The sequence below is a fragment of the Pseudomonas svalbardensis genome (assembly GCF_030053115.1).
Lineage (GTDB): Bacteria > Pseudomonadota > Gammaproteobacteria > Pseudomonadales > Pseudomonadaceae > Aquipseudomonas > Aquipseudomonas svalbardensis.
Genome location: NZ_CP125619.1, coordinates 685,459 through 708,204, shown reverse-complemented (window position 1 = coordinate 708,204; position 22,746 = coordinate 685,459). Strand labels below are relative to the sequence as shown.

Genomic DNA, 22,746 nt, shown 5'->3' with positions numbered 1-22,746 from the left:
CCTAACCGCTGGCGATAACAGAATAACTGTTCAGATTTTGTTCAATTCAGCCTTTATCCAGTCATCGAGAGCGGGTATCATGCCAACCCTTTTTCGAACTCTCATGATCCGACCCCACAACAGGGAAGTCCTATGTCGGCGGTACGCATCGGTCCTTACACATTGCACAACGGCTTGATTCTCGCCCCGATGGCGGGGGTCACAGACCAACCCTTTCGTCAGCTGTGCAAGCGACTGGGCGCAGGACTTGTAGTCTCGGAAATGGTCACCAGCGACATGAGCTTGTGGAACACCCGCAAATCGCGGATGCGCATGATCCACGAAGGTGATCCCGAGCCCCGCTCGGTACAGATCGCCGGTGGTGATGCTCAGATGCTGGCCGATGCAGCCCGGGCCAACGTCGAACTGGGCGCACAGATTATTGATATCAACATGGGCTGTCCGGCGAAGAAGGTCTGCAACAAGGCCGCCGGGTCCGCGCTGTTGAAGGATGAAGCACTGGTGACCGAGATCCTGCAGGCTGTAGTGGCTGCGGTTGATGTGCCGGTGACCCTGAAGATCCGCACCGGCTGGGACCGGGACAACAAGAACGGCCTGACCGTGGCGAAGATCGCCGAGCAGGCAGGCATTACGGCGTTGGCGGTTCATGGCCGCACCCGTGCCGATCTGTACACCGGCGAAGCCGAGTACGACACCATTGCCGCGATCAAGCAGGCCGTGTCGATTCCGGTCTTTGCCAATGGCGATATCGATTCGCCAGAGAAAGCCCGGTACGTGCTCGAGGCGACCGGTGCCGATGGCCTGCTGGTGGGCCGGGCCGCCCAGGGGCGGCCATGGATTTTTCGTGAGATCGATCATTTTCTGCGTACCGGCGAGAAACTCCCGGCACTGGAACTGATCGAGGTGGAACGCATTCTGCTTGAGCATCTGGCTGCGCTGCACGTCTTCTATGGAGACGTCATGGGCGTACGCATTGCTCGAAAGCATGTGGGCTGGTATCTCGCAACCTTGCCGGGCGCCAGGGAGTTTCGCGCCCACTTCAATCGTTTGGAAGATACGGAAGCACAATGCGCCAACGTTCAGGGCTTCTTCGCCGAACGTTACAAGAGCCTGACAGGGGACGGAGACGAGGTGGCCGCATGACGATGATGACCGAGACTTTAGTGAGTGGAACAACACCCGTGAGCGACAACGTGAATTTGAAACAGCACCTCAATACGCCGAGCGAAGAAGGTCAGACCCTTCGCGGGAGTGTCGAGAAGGCGCTGCACAATTATTTCGCCCACCTTGAGGGCGCTGCCGTCACGGATGTGTACAACCTGGTGCTCTCCGAAGTCGAGGCTCCCCTGCTCGAGTGCGTGATGAACTACGTCAAGGGCAACCAGACCAAGGCCAGCGAGCTGCTCGGGCTGAACCGAGGCACGCTGCGCAAGAAACTCAAGCAGTACGATTTGCTGTAAGCATTCAATCAAACCAGAAAGGCGCCCGCGTAAAAACGGTCGCCTTTTTTGCTGACTCCTTTGCTTTTGATGGAAATTGAAATGACCGACCAGACTACCCGCCTGCCGATCCGCCGCGCCTTGATCAGCGTTTCCGACAAGACCGGGATCCTCGAATTCGCCAAAGAGCTTGAAGCCCTGGGCGTCGAGATCCTCTCCACCGGCGGAACGTTCAAGCTGCTGCGCGACAACGGTGTTGCCGCAGTGGAAGTCGCGGATTACACCGGTTTCGCAGAAATGATGGACGGTCGGGTGAAAACCCTGCACCCGAAAATCCACGGCGGGATCCTCGGTCGTCGCGGTATCGACGACGCCATCATGAACGAGCACGGCATCAAGCCGATCGACCTGGTAGCGGTCAACCTGTACCCGTTCGAAGCCACCATCAACAAGCCAGGCTGCGACCTGCCGACCGCGATCGAAAACATCGATATCGGCGGCCCGACCATGGTCCGTTCGGCTGCAAAAAACCACAAAGACGTGGCCATCGTGGTGAATGCCAGCGACTACGCCAGCGTCCTCGAAAGCCTCAAGGCTGGCGGCCTGACCTACGCTCAGCGTTTCGACCTGATGCTCAAGGCCTTCGAACACACCGCAGCGTATGACGGCATGATCGCCAACTACATGGGCACCGTGAACCAGGCGGCTGACACCCTCAGCACCGAAGGTCGCAGCGAGTTCCCACGCACTTTCAACAGCCAGTTCGTCAAGGCTCAGGAAATGCGCTACGGCGAGAACCCGCACCAGAGCGCGGCGTTCTACGTTGAAGCCAAACCGGCCGAAGTCGGTATCGCCACCGCCACCCAGCTGCAAGGCAAAGAGCTGTCGTACAACAACGTGGCCGACACCGACGCCGCGCTGGAATGCGTGAAGAGCTTCGTCAAACCGGCTTGCGTGATCGTCAAGCACGCCAACCCGTGCGGCGTGGCCGTGAGCCCGGACGCCGAAGGCGGTATCCGCCAGGCTTACGAACTGGCCTACGCCACCGACACCGAGTCGGCGTTCGGCGGCATCATCGCCTTCAACCGCGAACTGGATGCTGAAACCGCCAAGGCCATCGTCGAGCGTCAGTTCGTCGAAGTGATCATCGCCCCTTCCGTCAGCGCAGAAGCTCGCGCCATCGTGGCGGCAAAAGCCAACGTGCGCCTGCTGGTTTGCGGCGAGTGGTCGGCTGATCGCGCCGCTGCCTGGGACTACAAACGCGTCAACGGTGGCCTGCTGGTGCAGAGCCGCGACATCGGCATGATCGGTGCCGACGACCTGAAAGTCGTGACCAAGCGCGCCCCGACCGAGCAAGAGATCCACGACCTGATCTTCGCCTGGAAAGTCGCCAAGTACGTTAAGTCCAACGCCATCGTCTACGCCAAGAACCGTCAGACCATCGGTGTCGGCGCTGGCCAGATGAGCCGTGTGAATTCCGCACGCATTGCTGCGATCAAGGCTGAACACGCTGGTTTGCAGGTACAAGGTGCGGTCATGGCATCGGATGCATTCTTCCCGTTCCGCGACGGTATCGACAACGCGGCCAAGGTCGGTATCACTGCGGTGATCCAGCCTGGCGGCTCGATGCGCGATAACGAAGTGATTGCTGCGGCTGACGAGGCCGGCATCGCCATGGTATTCACCGGCATGCGCCACTTCCGTCACTAACTAGACGACGGCCGCACTGAAGCCGGCATCTGCTGCGTTGGAGCCGACCTCGATGATGCTCATTGCCAAAAGGCAACTCCGCTCATCGAGGTCGACTCCGCCTTGCATCTACCGACTTCATTGCGCCCTCCTACAGCGTGAAGCGCTTTAGGTTCTAAAAACAGAATTAGCGTCATCCGAGGTTTTTGAAATGAATGTTTTGATCATTGGCAGCGGTGGCCGTGAACACGCCCTGGCCTGGAAAGTGGCTCAGGATCCGCGTGTGCAGAAAGTTTTCGTGGCGCCCGGCAACGCCGGCACCGCCATTGAAGCCAAGTGCGAGAACGTCGCTATCGATGTGCTGGCCCTTGAACAGCTTGCAGATTTCGCCGAGAAAAACGTTTCCCTGACCATCGTCGGCCCGGAAGTGCCGCTGGTCGCGGGTGTCGTCGATCTGTTCCGCTCCCGTGGCCTGGACTGCTTCGGTCCGACCGCTGGCGCTGCTCAGCTGGAAGGCTCGAAAGCCTTCACCAAGGATTTCCTGGCGCGCCACAAGATCCCGACCGCCGACTACCAGAACTTCACCGAGATTGAGCCTGCCCTGGCTTACCTGCGTGAAAAAGGCGCACCGATCGTGATCAAGGCCGATGGCCTGGCCGCCGGTAAAGGCGTGATCGTTGCCATGACGTTGGCCGAAGCCGAAGACGCCGTGCGCGACATGCTGGCCGGCAACGCATTCGGCGACGCCGGTTCACGCGTAGTGATCGAGGAGTTCCTGGACGGCGAAGAAGCCAGCTTCATCGTCATGGTCGACGGCAAAAACGTATTGCCGATGGCCACTAGCCAGGACCACAAACGCGTCGGCGACGGCGATACCGGTCCGAACACCGGCGGCATGGGTGCTTACTCTCCGGCACCGGTGGTCACGAGCGAAGTGCACAAGCGCGTCATGGATCTGGTGATCTGGCCGACCGTGCGCGGCATGGCCGAGGAAGGCAACGTTTACACGGGTTTCCTGTACGCCGGTCTGATGATCGACAAGGCTGGTAACCCAAAAGTTATCGAGTTCAATTGCCGTTTCGGCGACCCTGAGACCCAACCGGTGATGCTGCGTTTGCAGTCGAGCCTGGTGTTGCTGGTCGAAGCGGCGCTGGCGCAAGCCCTGGACAAGGTCGAAGCACAATGGGATCCGCGTCCGAGCGTCGGCATCGTGCTGGCGGCTGGCGGCTATCCTGGTGACTACGCTAAAGGCGTTGCAATCAACGGCCTCGATGCAGCTGCCGCACTGGAAGGCAAAGTCTTCCACGCCGGTACTGCACTCAAGGACGGTCAAGTGGTGACGGCCGGTGGTCGGGTGCTCTGCGCCACGGCAATGGGTGCCAGCGTCGATGCCGCTCAGCAGCAGGCTTACAAGCTGGCGGCCAAAATTGACTGGGAAGGCTGTTTCTATCGCAAGGACATTGGCTACCGTGCCATTGCCCGCGAGCGTGGCGAAAATCAGGAATAAGAACGCCATTCGGCCAGGCAAGGGCTTCGGGCCCTTGCCGGACTATTCCGGCGCCGCGCATAGTTATATTCTGGCATCAACCTACGAAGGGATTTCGCCGTGCGCTGGCTCAGGATTGCCATAGGTTTCACCGTCACTCTGCTGACCTTGCTCTGCATGCTCCCGGCCCAGGCCGCGCAAGGCAGTGGCTGGGCGGTATTGCTCGACGAACAGGGCGACTTGCAGCTCAGCGACATCCGTTCCGCTCGCTACACCAATCAATTCAGCCCCATTGAACTCGACCGCCTCACCGCCGCCGAGCCCGATGGCGCGTTATGGCTGCGTTTCAGACTCGCTCCCGGCAAGCATGAACAGTTGCTGCGGGTATCCGCGCCCGACCTGTCGCACCTCAATCTGTATGTGCTGGACGGCGACACGCTGATCGAGCAACTGAACACCGGCACCGGCCAGCCCCAGGCTGAACGGCCACTGCCCAGCAGCGACTTCATGTTGCCGTTGCCGCAAAACGAAAAACCTCTCGATGTTTACCTGCGACTGGTCTCCGACCATCAATTGAGGCCTTACATCACCCTGCAGTCGGCGGTCATGACCGCGGCCAATCAGAATCAGACGCTGATCTACGGACTGTTGTTCGGCTGTATCGCGATGCTGATCCTGCACAACCTCATTCGTTATGCCTACTCCCGTTCACGCAGCAGTCTCTGGCTGGCGGGCTGCGAAGGGCTGTTGATGCTCAGCCTGGTCCTGCTGCTGAACCTGGCCGGCCCGTGGTTGCCGAACTGGCACGCGGTCCAGACACCGGGCGCTTACCTCGCCCTGCTGCTGACGGCACCCTGCGGCCTGATGTTCGCCTATCGTTTCTTCGCCCCGCTCGGCCCGCACCCGCTGAACAAGCTGCTGTTGGGCGACATCCTGCTCATCAGTGTCTGCGGCTTGCTGCTGTTGTTCGTCAACACGCTACCGCTGAACATCATTACCTACGCGCTGGTCGCCCTCGCGGGCCTGACCATGTTGTTCGTCAGCGCCTATCACTGGCAAAAAGGCTATCGTCCGGCACGTCTTTTCGTGGCGGCAATGGTGGTGTTCAACGCCGGTACGCTGATTATCCTGCCCGCCCTGCTGGGGCTGACCCTGGTGGAGCCTCAAGGTCTGATCACCACGTTGCTGGTGTTCATCTGTATCAGTGGCCTGTTGATGAGCATTGCCTTGAGCGAACGTCAGCGCAGCATCACCGAAGACCGTTTCAGCGTCAGCCGCGACCTGGCCGCCAGCAACGCCGAGATCAACGCCAAGGCCGAATTCCTGGCAAAAATCAGCCACGAAATCCGCACCCCGATGAATGGCGTGCTGGGCATGACCGAGCTGCTGCTGGGCACGCCGCTCTCGGTCAAGCAGCGCGACTATGTACAGACCATCCACAGTGCCGGCAACGAACTGCTGACACTGATCAACGAGATTCTCGACATCTCCAAGCTCGAATCCGGGCAGATCGAACTGGACGATGTGCAGTTCGACCTCAACGCACTGATCGAAGATTGTCTGAGCATCTTCCGCGCCAAGGCCGAACAGCAGAACGTCGAGCTGATCAGCTTTATCCAGCCGCAAGTGCCGCGCGTCATCAGCGGTGACCCGACTCGCCTGCGTCAGACCTTGCTGAGCCTGCTGGAAAACGCCCTGAAGAAAACCGACGAAGGCGAAATCCTGATCGTCGTCGCGCTCGATGAGCGCAGTGCCAAACCGCGCTTGCGCATTGCCGTGCAGGACAGCGGTGAGCCGATGGACGCCGAAGAGCGCGACGCATTGATGCACGCCGAACTGCACAGCAAGCACTTCCTCTCGGCCACCCGTCTGGGAGGCAACCTGGGACTGGTGATCGCCCGTCAGCTGATTCGCTTGATGCAAGGGGAGTTCGGGATCAAGAGCGGCGCCAACCAGGGCAGCACCTTGTGGCTGACCCTGCCGCTGGACCCTGACCGCCTCGAACACCCGACATCTGACCTTGATGGCCCCCTGCAGGGTGCACGGGTACTGGTGGTGGACGACAACGACACCTGTCGCAAAGTGCTGGTGCAACAGTGCACCGCCTGGGGCCTGAACGTTAGTGCCGTAGCGTCCGGGAAGGAAGCGCTGGCGCTGCTGCGCACCAAGGCTCACTTGCGCGATTACTTCGACGTGGTCTTGCTGGACCAGAACATGCCCGGCATGACCGGCATGCAACTGGCGGCCAAGATCAAGGAAGACCCGAGCCTGAACCACGACATCCTGCTGATCATGCTCACCGGCATCAGCAATGCGCCCAGCAAGATCATCGCGCGCAACTCCGGGATCAAACGCATCCTCGCCAAACCGGTGGCCGGTTACACCCTCAAGACGACGTTGGCCGACGAGTTGAACCAGCGAAACAAGGGCCTCTCCATCTCACAGCACCTGCCCATCGGCCCGACCTTACCGGTGAAGGTGCCAAGCGATTTCCGCATCCTGGTGGCCGAAGACAACAGCATCTCGACCAAGGTGATTCGCGGCATGCTAGGCAAGCTCAACCTGCAACCGGATACCGCCAGCAATGGCGAAGAAGCCTTGCAGGCGATGAAAACCCAGCGTTATGACCTGGTCCTGATGGATTGCGAAATGCCGATCCTCGACGGCTTCTCCGCAACTCAGCAATTGCGTGCCTGGGAAGTCGGTAATCAGCGGACTCGCACGCCGGTGGTGGCGTTGACTGCGCACATCCTCGCCGAGCACAAAGAACGTGCACGCCAGGCCGGTATGGACGGGCATATGGCCAAACCGGTCGAGCTGTCGCAACTGCGTGACCTGATCGAGCATTGGGTGGCCCAGCGCGATCAGCAGATCCGGGCAGCGACTCAAACGTCCTGAGCCGACAGACCCCGCAGCGCCTGATAGACTCCCCCTCGACTTCCCTCGCCAGTGAGCTTGCACCATGCTCCACGTGTTGTTCAGCGTTTACCTGAAGATGCTGGTGCTCTACAGCCCGTTCTTCGTATTGTCCTGCTTCATCAGCCTGACCCGCGGTTATTCGCGCAAGGAACAGCGTCGACTGGCCTGGAAAGTGGCGACAGCCACGCTGGTCTCCAGCGTCTTGCTGTACCTGTTCGGGAGGGTGATTTTCAGTGTCTTCGGCATCACCGTGGACGCCTTCCGCATCGGCGCCGGCAGTGTGTTGTTTATCTCGGCGCTGGGCATGGCCCAGGGCAAGTCGGCGGTGCAAACCGACAACGTGCAGCAGGACGTGACCATCGTCCCGCTGACCATTCCCCTGACGGTCGGCCCCGGCACCATCGGCGCCTTGCTGGTGATGGGCGTGAGTCAGCCTCATTGGGACGACAAACTCACGGCCATTCTCAGTATTGCCCTGGCCAGTTTTACGGTCGGCGTGGTGCTTTATCTGTCCAACCGCATCGAGCGGATTCTCGGTGACCAGGGCTTGCAGATCGTCAGCCGGTTGATGGGGTTGTTCGTCTGCGCATTGGCGGCGCAGATCATCTTTACCGGGGTGAAGGGCTATCTGGTTCCGTGACGCCCACCTTCGTCATTAGCGCGGCGAGCTGCCTGTCCTCGCCATCGATGGCCAGTGCCTGCACTAGCTGATCAAGGGTTACGGTCACTGTGGTGCCATGAACCTGAAGACTCAGGCTCACCGCGCGGCGCTCGGCCAAATCGTCGGAGTGATCGCGCAAGATCAGGCTGTGCCCGGTGTTCGGATCGGTGAACAGCAACTGCCTTTCAACCAGGCTGACCCGCCACACATCCTGCGCCCCGGTATCCAGAATCAATGTGCCAGGCATCAGAGACTCAGCGCTCAACGAACGACGACAATCAACCACAATGCATTCAAGCCGCTGCCAGACAGTGCTCGATACGCTGCAGCTGATCGCTCTGGGCCCATAACTCAAGATCAACTGGGTAACGCCGTCAGGTATCAACGGCATAACGTCATTGAGCTCACCCTGAAACTCCAGCATCAACACCTCGGCTTCACGACGTGCAACGCTGTTCTCCAGCCACACATCCTTCGAAGCGCTGTATGTCAGTTGGCTGGGCGTTTCATGTAACAAGGCAACAGCTTTGTTTCGAACACCCAGCAGTCGGGTTTCCAGGCTCGTATTGACCTCACCCACCACACGATCGATGCCCTCGACGTACCATTGGTAGCCCGAGTAACCGCCAACCGATACAAATGCTTCGTGGGGATGCTTGCTCACCAGCGCCTTTAACGCTTGCCTCACCCCCGCATCGTATGGGTAATTCGTACCCTGTTGCGCCAGAACCCAGTCTCCCGTGACGCCGACAATACGTGCCGGTTCACCGAACATCATCTCGAGTTCAACCCCTTCAAGCGTCCGCCCTCGCAGACCGGCACCCTGTGTCCATACCTGCGCAAAAGACCATTCGGGCCAGACCTTTTGTAGCACAGGCAACAGGTCCTTCCGCAGAAGCTGAAGACCATTATCAAAGAGTGTCGGTAGTTTTTCAGGCTCAAGGAACGCTTGGCGGTAAAGTTGCCCAACGGAAATATCCAGCAGCCAGCCCGCCTCCTCATCTGGAGGCGTTGCCACCAACTGCACTACCTTGCCGGGGCCCACATCAGCAATCAGCAATCGATGGTCGACGTACCAGGCACACAGTTTTTCATCCCGTACGCCGGTGCCCAGACCAAGAATCGAAAAGCTCGACGCTTGATGCGCCTTCGCAAGCGCCTCAACGTCGGTCCAAAACTCAAAGCCAATGCCCAACGGCCCTCTGGCATCCTCCAGCCAGTCTTCGGAGACTCCGGCCAGCTGCGACTGCCCTTGCTCGTTGATATCGAAATACAGCCCTTCCCTGGTCAACGCAACGTAGCGTTTTTCATTGGCGATGACTTCAATCACATTCCAGGGCCCGATACGCTCAGCCTGGGCATCCACACCGGTGACAGTCATCCCGATCTTCTGGCGATAGAGGGTCCGATTGTGCTTGTCAAAGAACAGGACGGTATCGCCCGTGCTGGTCGCGGGTGTCAGCAACATCGGGCTGACCGCGCCGCCCGGCCCCTCAATCTGCGGCACATTGGGACGAATCAGCAGGCCATCAGCAGCACGGACCCACGTGCTGACCGGTTCCTTTCTGCCCTGGGTCAAAGGTGTTATCGAGACAAACGCCGCTGGCTGATAATCCACGACTATCACTTGGGTCAAAGGCCAAAGTTTCGAGTCCTTGACCAACAGTTCGTAATCCCACAGGAAGTTCGACCACCCAGGCATGGCGCCCTTGAGCAGCAGGTCTTGCTGACGGTCGGTCAGATGACCTGCAATCGCCAGCAGCAAGACTTCGTCCTCACCCAATAGGTAGACCACCTCGGCTTCACGCCCAGTGCGCTGGGTCACTTGCTGGACAATCCGAATGACCCCCGGCCCCAGGACCTGGAACACCGAAATGCTCGAACCGGGCACCGGATCCATCAGCCTATAGAATCGATTGACCTGCCCGGTGACCACGTCAGAGCGCCAGATGAGTGCTTCCCGGGAGCAATAGAAATACGCCTGCCCACCCATCACCGCGCCCAGCCTGGCTTGGTTCGCCAGTGCTGATGGGAGGTCGCGAGCGTAGATAAAACGATCACGGGCCTGCTCATAAAAAGCCGTGGTGAGTGGTGGTTCTTGTGGGTCTGCGAACGGAACCGGGAAATTCTGTACCGCTGTGAATGGGCTGGCCAAACGATTGGTGCGGGCCAGTTTCCTGACTCGGGCCTGGATAATCGCAGTGTCGACAGTCGGATCGTTCTCCAGCTCTTCGAGCAGCAACTGCTGTTTTGCCCAGTTGACTCGAAACGAGTTATGCGAAGTCTGGATAACCAATTCAGGCGTACCCATGACGTGAACGTCGACAGTTCCCACCTTCAAAAGGCCTTCGCCGACAACGATGTCCTCTTCGCTCAACCAGAGCGCACGCAGCGTCCAGGCCATGGGGCGAGCCTTCTGTGCCAGCGACAGATTGACCGATCGCACGCCCGGGGCGAGTGTCAGCGCACAATGACCGCCCACCCCTTCAACACTGTAGGACAGCTTGCCGTGCAACATTTTGGGCAGCTCGGGCACCAGCAACGAACGCGGCTCCTTATCCAGCAAGACACTGATCGTCGTCTCGACCTCTTTCGGATACAAGTTGTGCAAGATGTACTCGGTGGGGAACTTGTAAAAGGTGAACCAGAACTGGCGATTGCCTGCTGTGTCGTACTCCAGCTTCAGCGCAGTTTCAAAATGCTCGGAACGCGTGGTCGAAAACGGCAGGGCCGAGTAATTGAAACCGAACCAGGTGTTGGCCACACACGGCAGGACAATGGCCTGAAAGGTCGTCAAATCGCCAATAGCCGCATGCTCCGGCAACTTAAGGTGTTGTCGAATGTTGATGGCTTTCGAACGATCAGGATTGTCATTCGGCGGGTGCAGCACGGAGGTGTTGGCCGATAAAATTTCCTGACTACCAAACGTCAGTCGCTGGTTGCGCAAATCAATCTCGCGGATGACCGCATAAGGACTCGGATAAAACACACCCTCCCTGATCGAGTGACCGCCCGAGCGATACGCCTTATCGACGCGGTTCAGGTACTGGCCGATCCGCCGTCCTCGCTCCAATGTGCCGTTGAACCCTTCGACCAGCGCGCTCACGCCAATGGCCAGCCCGCCCAGAATCACACCGGCCCCGCCAAGAAACGCAGCTGCCGTACTGGCACCTGCCAGGCCGGCGCCTATGCCGGCCGCAGACAGTGCCAACCCCGCGGAATCGAACGCCAACTGCGTGCCGTATTGCGCCCGTTGCAGATCGTCCTTGGCATTGGCCAGCAGATAGATATCGAAACCCAGAGTAGCCAGCTGCATCACCGTGGCCAAACCATCCCTGGCAATATGTCCCAGCGCGTTGACCACTACCGAGGAGGTGGTCCGGGCGACCAGCGGTGCGTCGTTTAACGCCACCCTGAACAGTTTGACCAGATCCGCGATGTCGAGCAGATTGCCATGGGCCAGTTGCGCGTAACTGAGGTAACCGTGCATTCGCACGGCAGTCGTCAGGCTCCGGTCTTCATTGATGTCGCTGATTTGCTCATGGGACTGGAGCGCCACCAGCAGCGCCTGAACCGTAAAAGCCGCATTCAAGGTATGCACGGCGCTAACATCGGTCGGGTCGACATAACCCGGTACGGACGGCTTGACCGACAGTGTCTGGAAGGTCTCCGTCAGGTAGGAGCGGATCCGCGACAGAACTCCGTCGGTGCTTGACACCCTGACGGTGCGCGTGGGGTCCTTGAGATTGACCAGGCTGATTTCATAGTGTCCACCCGACACCTCTCGCACACTGTCGAACACCGGAACAAAGTCTCGCCCAAGGTTACTTTCCGCGTGGAGGCGATCAGCGCTGTGCTGAATCTGCTGCGCCCAGTGACGGGCGTCCAGCTCGTTCAGTCCACGCCCCAGTCGGGCATTTTCCGCCAATGAACGGGCCCGTAACTCAGCATGGTGTTCCCATGGCGCCACCGTTACACCGGTGCTGATCGGATCATGGCTCAGCAAACCCGACACATTGATCTGCGACGGCAGTGTCAGATCGGCAATACGCGGGCCATTGAGGTCGACGACGTTGAACGTCGCTTCCATCAAGTAACTGATCTCATAGAGTTTGGCCAGCTCAGGGCTGCTCAGAAATCGCTCCAGACCACGGTGCAGGTCCTGCGCCTGGTCAAATCCGAAGACACCGAAATTCGGATCGTAGAAGTGATAGACGCTCGACTCGCCATTGACGACTTTTGCCACCAACAGGGAATGGCTTTCGGTGTTGAGCATCAAGGTACTGGTGGAAGTCCTGGCTTCCAGTGTCTGCATGACCTGATTCAGCCCGGACTCTCCTGACAAAGTGCCCGACCGCGCCATTGGCACGGTTCGCAGCTCATCGAGGGTCCGCAGAAAAGCATGGGTTTCATTGGCGTCGGGCGCAAGGTTGGCATTGGCCAACCTGCCGCTCAAAGCGTCCACGGCCGAGGGGCCTTTTTCGAGGGCTGCCGCCATAGCCAACACCAGTGGATAACAGCGCCTTCCGGGATCGCCTTCACCTCTGACCAGTAACCCCTGGGGCATCAGCCTCCCCGTCGAAGCACCTTGCGCGATGAAGGTTTCCAGCACCGTGGCGCTGCGCTGGAAGATGTGCTGGCGCAGTTCGTATTGGGCCTGAAACCTGATGCGGGCCATGTGATCGCCCCATTGACGCAAGGTCAACGGCTTCTCGAACGCAAGGGCCTTGAGCACCTGAGCGCTGTTTTTCGATGGCTCAACCGATGCCTGGGCAACTGCAAACCCGGCTTCGAATGCAGGATGCCTGCGTGCGAGCAAGGCCTGCTCGATGGCCAGATATCGCTGGGCGAAACCCCGGTCGGCGGTGCTCTGAGCGAGGGTTCGGGTGCGCCGCCAGGCATCGTCGAATCCGGCATTATCCAGCGTCTGCGCGCCGAACAGCCCCCCGAGTAGTACTCGATGCACCGGGCTCAACTGATCAAGCGGCAGAGAGCCGTGGCCAATACGGGCAATCATTTCGTTCAAGTTACCGATCGGCTCAAAACCGTGTGAGACCGGAAGTTCGACACGGGCTTGCGCCAGGATCTGCTGACGCTCATCGAAGCTCAGGGACCAAGGCTTATCGAAGCTCAGGTCGCCGCTGAGTTTTTCGTTCATGGCCCGGATGAAGGGGACACCGAGGTCATCCACCAGTTGCTGCAAGAGGTCGGTCTGCAAAACGGGACGGCCTTCAATCACAGGCCAACCCTTTTCAAACGTCATAAGCCGACCTTTAAGCAGCTCTGTGATGTTGCCTTTGAAATGGGCCTTATAGCCGCCCTGGCTCGCTTTGGTTGTTTCAAGCTCGAACCAGGCCGCCTCAGTCCTGGCATTGTCTTTCCAGCTGTGATGGGTTTCTTCTTCGGTGGCGAGGTTAAAGCCGTCGAACAGGTCAACCTTGTCGCTGATCAGTTGGCGGCTTTCAAGCACCGCATGGTCTTCGACAAAGTCACTCAAACCGCTGGACACCGCCGTCGGCCCGCTCATTACAAGGGCGGATTGGGCACCGAATTTGATGCCGTCGGCATCGTAGTCATTGATCGCCTGCAAAAAACTGTTGAGGCTGTGGATATTCGCCTCCCAGGTTGAAATCGGACCGTGTTGTTTCTCCAGCTCCCGGATAATCAGATCGGGGAATGCCTGACGATCCTGAAGCGATACATTGCTGCTCAAGGCTTGCGCAACGACCCGGTCCAGGAACTGATAGTTGCTGCGAATTTTTTCCATAACGGCGGCGAGTTGCGCAGAACCCGCATGACCACTCAACAGGGCATTGGATAATCCGTTAAATGGCGTCTTGATTTGATCAGACATCGAATCAGGCGTGTTTTTGTTCCCGGCGCGCAGCCCGTTCGCTGCAACCATGACGTCATTGAACGGCGCAAAAATATCGTTGAGGGACGGTGCGCTTTTGGCAAAGGCTATCAACGCATCCCTGTGTCGTTCAGGCACCAGGCGGCGAAAATCCGCATAGGCCTGTCCCCGATTCGGAAGTAGTGTCGGGTTGTGATCGAACAATAACTGCATCACACCTATACGTTCTTCGGCACCGAAGGCGGTGAGATCCACACCACCGAGCACTTTATGCAGAGACGGCAGCAAGTCAGCGTCAAGATAGGTTCCACTCTCGATGTTCAGAACCTGTAAACGTGTGATATCGGATGCAGCCGCCAGGTTGGTGCGAAATGAGATTTCGCGCTCATAAATATCGAACAACGGTTGATCGATAAGCTCTACGTGTATGTCTCGATGGGCAATTTCCACGCGTTGCAGAGATTGAAGATTTCGGGCCTTGAGCGCCTTGAGCACACCTTCGTCCTGGCCATAGGCACTGACTAAAAGATCGATCCGCGCCTGATCGGCGCTCCCGCCCGCCTGGGTGACAGTCTGGATATGCTCGAACATCTGCTGTCGCAACACTCGAGTTCGCTCGATGTAACGACGAGCCAGCGCAGCAGACGTATCGACTGCGCCTTGTGGCGCAGAAATCGCCCCCAGCGCTTTGGCTGACTCGACGATAATGCGATGGGTCTCATGGGCCAGCAAAGCATCGCTGTCATACCACAGGTTGAGGCTGTAACCCTGTGGGGCAAGCATTTGCCTCCAGACATTGATGTAGTCTCCCTGAATAGCGCCAATGCCCCCGCCCACCCAGACAAAGTGCAACTTTTTAGGGACGGGTTTGGCTGTATTCAGTAGTTCGACAGTTGTACTCAAACGCAGGAAATAGTCCGTCAATTTATCCCGGACTTTTTGCAGTGTGGCAGCCGAACCTTTCGGGTTTATTGATTCGAGGGTTTCCTTCAATAGGCTTATCGGCGTCAGTTGGGCGTCAAGACTCGACGCTTCGGTAGCACCGTCGAAGTAACGCAAGGCCGCTGCATGCTCCGGCATGTCTTTGAAACCGCTCAACGCAAACTCCAACTCGCTGCGATCAAACGGCGTGGAAATAGTGTCAGTCTGATTTAGCGTTCCCGTCGTTGTACTTTTCATTTTCATATCCTTATGAAAAAAAAAGACAGCCACTGACACATCGAACAGGTTCAATGTGTCAGTGGCTGTCAGAACTCAATCTTCTATTTTTTCAACTATTGCGGTGGGCAAAATGTCTTTGAGTAACACACTGTTCGTGCTGCCCTTCCTGGCCAGGGCACTCACCAGTGTTGACACCGCGAAGGACTGATAGCTGCTCATCGTCAGAAATACGTTCCGTTGCAAAACGACATCGGTCGAGAACACGTCGCGAAAGATCAAACTGTGTCCGCTGTCCGCATCCACAATCACCAAGTGCTCATCGACCCGGCTCGCCCACAACTGATCCGCAACCACGATATCCCAGATCAGTTTTCCCGGAACCGAAGGCGAGCGGTCGAGCGAATGACGGCAATCGACAATGACCGATTCAAGTTTCAACCACGCGGCTCTGGTAAGCCGACAGGTCGTTGAACCTTGACCCAGTTTGAGCACCAGGATGCTGACATCATCGGCAATCAACGGGAGCAGGTCCGTACGCGTTTTCGACCCCTCGACCACCAGGACTTCAGCGTTTCGCTGGACATAGCCGAGCGGCCCGACCTTGTTGTTCTGCGGATAGGTGTGCAAAAAACCATCCCCGCTGTCATGCAGCATCACATTGGTTTGATGCTGAGTGCCGACGAGCGTGAATTGCGCAGCAATAGCGGCCTTCGGAATACGGATCAACCGTCCGGTCCGGACCACGTACCATTGTTGGTAGTCAGGGTCTTTGACGGACAGAAAATCGGCGCTTCGATGTTCGTTCGCCAGCGCCGCCAGGCCCTCTCTCAATTCACCTTCCAGTGCTGCGACCCAATGGCTGTTAACGCCCGTAATCCGTACCGGTTCGTTGTACTGTAAATCCACCTCCACACCTTCAAGCGTCGTTGCCCTCAGGCCAGAGCCTTCCACTGTTACGTCACTAAAGGTCCAGCTCGCCCATTCCTGCGTCGGGGCTGGCAATGCCTCAGCCAGTAACAGTTTCGTTCCCTGGGCAAATGCCGTGCTCAAGCGGTCTGGATCGATAAAACCCTGACGGATAATCTTGCCGGTTGAAAGATCAAACAGCCAGGTGGCCTGATTGTCTGGAGTAATACTCAGCAACCGTACTTCTTTGCCGTGCCCCATTTCAGCGAGCAGCAGCCGACCACCCAAGTACCAGGCGCACAAACCGGCTTTGAAACCGGTCAAACCCAGGATGGCAAAACTCGGCACCGGGTATTGCAACGCAACCGTTTCCAGCGCCGACCACCATTGGGTATTTCCCTTGAACCAGTGCTCGGTCAGCCCGCCGAGTTTCAGATTCCCGTCCGGCGCAATGTCAAAGAACAGACCAGAGTCGGTCAGGGCGAGATAGTCCCGTTCAACGGCGATAACATTTTTCAACCCCGGGGGAGAGATGTTGCTGGACGACCATTGTGCGCGACCATCCTCCATCGATCTTTGCTGACGCGTGAGGCTTTGGCGAGGTTTGTCGTAGGTAACGAACACGTCGCCCTCGGCACCGGCGGGGGTGATGAGCAGAAGTTCATTCAAGGCCTTGATCGAATCTGCCCATCCCCGCGCATGGTGACGCCTGGCAGGTGCACGAATAATCAACCCATCACTGCTGCGCACCCAAACCAGATCCCGCGACTTTGCATCGATCTGCCAACAAATCGAAACCAGTGCACCGGGACGCCAGTTCACTGTATTGGCGGACTCTGCCAGCAACACATAGTCGCCCAGCACCTGCTTCCAGTCCTTCAGCGTGTCAGCCTCCAAAACACCCTGCAGCGCAGGATCCTGACCGCGGGTGATCGAGCTGAGCAACACGGCCCGGTCATGGATCACATAGGTCAGTTCATCGCGCTGGCCGTCCTTTCCAGGGAGCTGCTGCACGATCTGAATGCCGCCATTGGTCACGGCCTCAAAGCGGACAATCGCCAGGCCATCTCTATAAATCAAACGATAGCGCTGAACCAGCGTCCCGGTGATCGCATCGACCTGCCAGACAATGAAACTCTCGGGGTGATAGAAGTAAGCCGAACCCTCCAACACCGCCCCCAATACCACCTCATCGGACACCAGGACATTCGGGTCGCGGATGTACAGAAAACGATCCTGCGCCGAGTCGTAATACGCGGTTACCTTCCTGGGTTCGTCCGGCTTTTCGAACGGCACCACGAAGTCGCGAACGGGGGTGTAAGACGTGGCCAGGCGATGTTCATGGGTCAGTGTCTTGAAGTGATCCAGCAACGCTTGTTCCCCGAGGGCCGGATCGGCCTCTTCTTCGACAACCTCCAGTCGCCGGGCAGCAAGATCTACACGCACGATTTTGTTATCCGCCAGCTTAAGCAATACATGGTGAACGCCACCGCCACTGAACGTCACATCCAGCGTCCCCGAAACAAGGTGCCCCCCCGCTTCTATCCGGATGTCTGTCTCCGCCAGCCATGGAGTCCGCAGCACCCAGAGCATGGCCGTGTGACCGGGCGCGGCGAGTTCGAGGCTCACTCCAGGATTGAGCAACAGGGAACATTGAGCACCTGCACCTTCTACCCGGTAGGACACCAGCCTGTGCCACACCTTCGGCAGCGCAGGTACCGCCAGTGAACGCTCGATGTTATCGAGACGAACGTTGAATACCGTTGGTTTGTAGGCCGGGTACAGCCGGTTGACCACGTACTCGCCGGGAAACGAATAGAACGAAAACAGAAACTGCCATTGCCCCTGTTCGTTCTTTTTCTCCAGTCGACGTGCCGTGTCGTACCCGCCGGCATGACGAAACGTGACAAACGGCAGCAACTTGTATGCGTAGCCGTACCAGGTCTTGGGTCTGCAGGGCAGAACGATGGTCTGTCCTGCCTGTGGTGAGAAACTTGCCGAGTCCGGCAACTCAAGTCCCTGACGAATATCGATGGCTCGGTTGTAATCCACATCGTAATCCGGGACCCCGAAATGGTCCCGAAGCGGGAACAGTTTCGGGCTGTCGAAATGGACGGTGGATGCGCGCAAATCCAAATCGGCAAACACCAGCAAGGGATGCGCAATCCAGGCATTCGACGCCTTGTCCAGGTAATAGCCGCCTTGTACATACGCCTTTTCAAGCCCATCAAAAAACAGCGCGACCTCCTTGGCTTCCTCCGCAATCGTTGCAAAACCTTCGGCCAGTGCAGTAACGCCCACTGCCAACCCGCCAAGAATCACCCCGGCGCCCCCCAGCACCGCGGCCACCGTACCCGCGCCAGCCAGGGCTGCCCCAAGACCCGCTGCGCCCAACACCGTACTCGCGGAGTCGAAGGCCAACTGCGTCCCGAACTGCGCCTTTTCAATCTCATTGGTGGCATGGCTCAACTGGTAAATATCAAACCCGACATTCACCATCCCCAATACCGTACCGACCCCTTCATTGGCGATATGCCCCAACGCCCTGCGCACTAACGGCGCGCTGGTCCTGGCGATCAGCTTTTCATCGTCCAGTGCCTGGCGGACCAGTTTGATCACACCAATAACGTCCACTACGTTGCCATGGGCCAGCTGGGCATAGTTCACGTAGGCATGGAGGCGAATGGCGGTGGTCAGGGCCTTGTCACCACCGCTCGCTGCGGTCTCGTGACGACGCAGTACGTTCATCAAGGCTTGTACGGTGAAACCGGCATTGAGCGTATGAACGCTGCCGGCGTCCGTCGGATCAAGCGGATTGACCGGCGCACGCGGGCGAGCGGCCAATGAATGGAAGGTTTCGGAGAGGAAGTTTTTAATTCTGAGGAACCGGTGATCGCTGGTGGTGACACGCTCAATGGTCTGCCCGGCATCGGTGTTGACCAGACTGATTGTGTATTCCCCTGTTGGGGTTATCTCCAGTGTCTCGAACAACGCAACAGAATCCGACGCCAGCCCGTGTTGCTCCTGCAACTGCCGTGTCGTCTGCGCGATCTGCCCACCCCACCAGTGCGCGTCCAGTTCCAGCAATGAACTGCCCAGCGCCGCATTGTTGACCAGCGACTGTCCACGGGCACTGGCCAGCCGTTGCCGAACCCTGGGCAGCGCTTGTTCAGGCAAAGCACCCGGCTCGGACAGGCTTGATACCTCACTGCCGGAGGCAAGCACTAGCTTGTTCAGTTTGGCGCCATCGAGCTCGATCAGATCGAAGGTCGGCCGTTGCGCATCGCCAAAGGCTGCGTAATGCGCCGCCATTTGTTTGCGCAGGAAAAAGTGCGTCAATGCGTCACTGAACGCCAACGACGTAACAATCTCGAAGATCCCTAAATTCGGGTCGTAGAGCAGGTAAATGCTGTGCTCGCCTTCAAAGATTTTCGCCACTAGCATCGAGTGGTTGTCCGAATTGAGCATTACGGTCGTACTGGCCGTTTTTTCTTCCAGTATCGCTACGACCTGAGCCAGATCAGAGCGCATCAATGGCTTGCCTATGTCATTGACAGGCGCGTCACGCAACTCCTCGATCATGCTCACAAACGCCTTTGAGTCCGCGGCCTCAGGCTCGATGACGGCCAGGTAAAAGCGTTCTCTCAAAGTGTTTGCCGCATTGTTGCCTTTGTGGAGCGCAGCAGCCATGGCCAGCGCCAATGGGTAACAGCGTCCGGCAACCCGGTCGCCCGCGCCTTCGAGCAACAAGTCCTGCGGCACCATTTTGAAACTGCCGTGATCGAAGCTCTCCATCACCTCACCGATTCGCTCGCCAATACGGTCGCGGTATTCGAGCTTCGCCACGTGCTGAATTCTGGCGACCAAACGCCCCCATTCCACCAGCGTCAGCGGACGTTCGAGTGCCTGTTTCTTGAGTACAACACTCGTTTCGGACAAGGCCACAGGCGGGTTGGAAGCACGCGTCAACCCGGCAAGGAAAGCGGGATGACTTTGCTTGAACAACTCCCGCTCAATGGCCCCGTAACGGTGGATGACTCCCAACTCCGACATCGTATTGGCAAGGTTTTCAAGCGTTGCACTGGCGGCATCAAAATGATGGTTATCCAGGGCATTGACCCCCAATAGCCCACCCAGCAACAGACGTTGCAGCGGGTTTAGCTTCACGGTGAGAAGTGGGTCTTTGGCGACCTGGCTCAGCAGTTCATCCACCGACAGATTTTGTGTCGCCGCGTCCGGGAGGGATGCCGGGGGGCGGATGTTGGCGTCCTGAGCAATGATCGCTTGCCGGTCATCGAAGCTCAGGGACAACGGCTTATCAAACGTCACGCTGCCGTTATGGCGCTGACTCATTGCCTGGCGAAATGGCTCACCGAGATCATCGGCCAGTTGCTGCAACAGATCGGTGATCAACACATGACGACCTTCGATCACCGGCCAGCCTTCTTCGAAATCAATACGCTGGTACTTGAGCAGCTGTGTGACATCGCCGGCATAGCGCGCCTTGAATTGCCCCGTTTCCCATCGTATTTTTTCTCTGCTCAGCCATTGAGTGAAATCATTCTCGTTCTCCTTCCAAGAGTGATCCAGCTCCTCCTCGGTCGCCAGGTTGACGGTTGCGATGGCTGGGATGGCGACATCCGCTCGCGAGGCTTCAGCACTCTGTTGCGTGAAATGCATCTTTGCGTAATCCGCGATGCCATCACGCATGGCGGCGGGTCCGGTCAAATAAATCGTCACCTCGCTATCGGGACGAATACCGTCCCTGAAGTACTTTGCAACCGCTACAGTCAGAAATGCGGCGGACTGAAACTCCTCCGCCGACAGCTCGCCCAAGAGCCTTAACCTTTTCTCGATAATCTCCATGCCAAGGTCGGCCACAGCATGAGAATCGGAAGGAGCAATCTTCCTTTCAAGGGCTAACCGAGTAGTGGCATCAAGCACCTCATAGTTAAAGCTGAAACGGTCGAGAACGGCCTTGAGCATCGCAGAGCCGGGATGAGCCATCATGAACGCATTACTCAACGTGCTTTGCTCGGCGACGGCACGCAGTCCATCCGGTCGCACCTGGCGCTCTACCGGGCGCCGGAAAACACTGCTGATATCAGGGCTGCTCTTGGCAAAATTCTCCAGCGCCTCACGGTGTTCCTCGGGAATTTGCTCGAAATAGCTGGTGTACCTGCTGCGTAAAACCTGCCGACCCGGCATCCACTCAGGGCTGTGGTCAAGTATCAGCTGCAAAACACCCAGGCGTGCATCCGAGCCAAACCGGCTGATATCTACCCCGCCCAGGTTTTCGAACAGCGGCGGCAGGTAATCGACGTCTGCATAACTGCCACCGTCGGCGAACAGCGCCTCGGCGCGGACAACATCGGAGGCGGCAGCAAAGTTGCCACGCAAGCTGATTTCTCGCTCGTAGATGTCCTGCAAGTACAACGGTGTCGCCTCGGTGGCGAGATCGCGAAGAACAATAGCGCCCTCGTTCAACGACAACAGACTCTGGCGGTTTTTTTCCCTGAGTACTTTCAACCGTCCTTCATCTTGGCTATAGGCTCGAACCAACAGATCTATCCTGGCGTCGTCGGCGCTCTCACCGCGCTCTACCGCTTTATTAATGTGCGCAAACATCTGCTGCTTGAGAGCAATGACCCGCGGTTCATACTTATCGCCTAGCTCAATAGCGGTATTACTGGCCTGCCCGCCATTAAGCATGGCGTCAGCCTTGGCCGCCTCGACAATAATTCGATTGGTTTCGTAGGCCAGCAATGCATCGCTGTCGTACCAGAGTTTGAGGGTGTAACCCTGCCCAGACAATGTCTGCTTCCAGATATTGATGTAGTCGCGCTGGATATCGCCCATACCACCGCCGAGCCAGACAAAATGCAGATTGTCCGGAACGTCGGTCTTTGGAGTTTGCAATTGCTGCACGCCGCTCGACAAACGAGCCTCGAAACCTTCGAGCCGTTCGTAGATGCCTGTCACGTCGGGGGCCGCGCGCTCGGGAGGAAGCGACTCAGTCGTTCGTCGTGGTCGACCCTCAGGCCCGACAAAAGAGGCCAAAGCCTGTTTCAACAGGCCCAGCGGCTCCAGCATCCTGGGCGAATCGAGCAAGTCGATGCAGCCTGAGTAATACCTGAAGACGTCGTCATACTCATCGGTACCTTTGTGCGAAATTAACGCCTGTTCAAGATCTTTAAGATTAAAAAGTTTTGCGAACTTTACATATTCACCGACATACGGAACATCCAAATGACTATTAGACAAGGCACTCTCCAGCTTCAATACATGCAATTAAGTTCTGTAAGCCAGCCGCGTAAATACCGCTCGACGACAACGTCAACCATTTCGTATTTTTGAACGAGACCCAACCACTACGCAAAGCAACCACTTCACACGAGACAAAACTAAATCGTAAAAGCAGGCACTTCAAACCCGATGAAATTCAATTAATTTCAATACAATCAAATTTGAAAATAATAAAACTTTATATTGCCGACTTAAATAATCGCACTTAGACAAACAAAAATGGTCGGGACCATCAACAAACAGGCGGCGCTGTGACTCATGCGCAACGCCGAAGTTATCGACTGCAAAAAAAGCACTGCATAAAGGAAGAAATCAGCGACAGAAA

The 22,746-nt window shown here is 57.6% G+C and carries 8 protein-coding genes; 6 read left to right on the top strand and 2 right to left on the bottom strand.

Annotation, left to right across the window (positions count from 1 at the left end):
- Positions 1-132 precede the first annotated feature (132 nt).
- The 6 genes from dusB to tspR all read left to right on the top strand — a co-directional run bounded on the left by dusB (position 133) and on the right by tspR (position 8,173).
- A complete protein-coding gene (gene dusB / locus QFX16_RS03090) occupies positions 133-1,143 on the top strand; it encodes a tRNA dihydrouridine synthase DusB (protein ID WP_283182786.1) in 1,011 nt (336 codons plus the stop codon).
- Positions 1,140-1,460, top strand: coding sequence for a DNA-binding transcriptional regulator Fis (fis, locus tag QFX16_RS03085; protein ID WP_007907419.1), 321 nt, complete (start codon positions 1,140-1,142; stop codon positions 1,458-1,460). The genes dusB and fis overlap by 4 nt, the downstream gene beginning before the upstream one ends.
- Positions 1,461-1,541: 81 nt before the next feature.
- Complete coding sequence (gene purH, locus QFX16_RS03080) at positions 1,542-3,149, top strand: bifunctional phosphoribosylaminoimidazolecarboxamide formyltransferase/IMP cyclohydrolase (RefSeq protein ID WP_283182785.1); 1,608 nt, start codon at positions 1,542-1,544, stop codon at positions 3,147-3,149.
- A 190-nt stretch (positions 3,150-3,339) separates the two neighbouring features.
- Positions 3,340-4,635 carry a phosphoribosylamine--glycine ligase gene (gene purD, locus QFX16_RS03075; protein WP_084319205.1) on the top strand — a complete coding sequence of 432 codons (1,296 nt, stop codon included), beginning with the start codon at positions 3,340-3,342 and terminating at the stop codon, positions 4,633-4,635.
- Positions 4,636-4,734: 99 nt separating this feature from the next.
- The gene (locus QFX16_RS03070) at positions 4,735-7,512 is read left to right on the top strand and encodes a hybrid sensor histidine kinase/response regulator (RefSeq protein WP_283182784.1); all 2,778 of its coding nucleotides are present in this window, start codon (positions 4,735-4,737) and stop codon (positions 7,510-7,512) included.
- Between the two features lie 64 nt (positions 7,513-7,576).
- Positions 7,577-8,173 carry a MarC family protein gene (gene tspR / locus QFX16_RS03065; protein ID WP_007937197.1) on the top strand — a complete coding sequence of 199 codons (597 nt, stop codon included), beginning with the start codon at positions 7,577-7,579 and terminating at the stop codon, positions 8,171-8,173.
- Here the strand turns inward: tspR and QFX16_RS03060 are convergent.
- Positions 8,142-15,227: a TcdA/TcdB pore-forming domain-containing protein gene (locus QFX16_RS03060; RefSeq protein WP_283182783.1), complete on the bottom strand. Its 7,086-nt coding sequence runs from the start codon at positions 15,225-15,227 to the stop codon at positions 8,142-8,144. The genes tspR and QFX16_RS03060 overlap by 32 nt on opposite strands.
- Positions 15,228-15,302: 75 nt before the next feature.
- Positions 15,303-22,208 carry a TcdA/TcdB pore-forming domain-containing protein gene (locus QFX16_RS03055; protein WP_283184512.1) on the bottom strand — a complete coding sequence of 2,302 codons (6,906 nt, stop codon included), beginning with the start codon at positions 22,206-22,208 and terminating at the stop codon, positions 15,303-15,305.
- Positions 22,209-22,746: the final 538 nt, after the last annotated feature.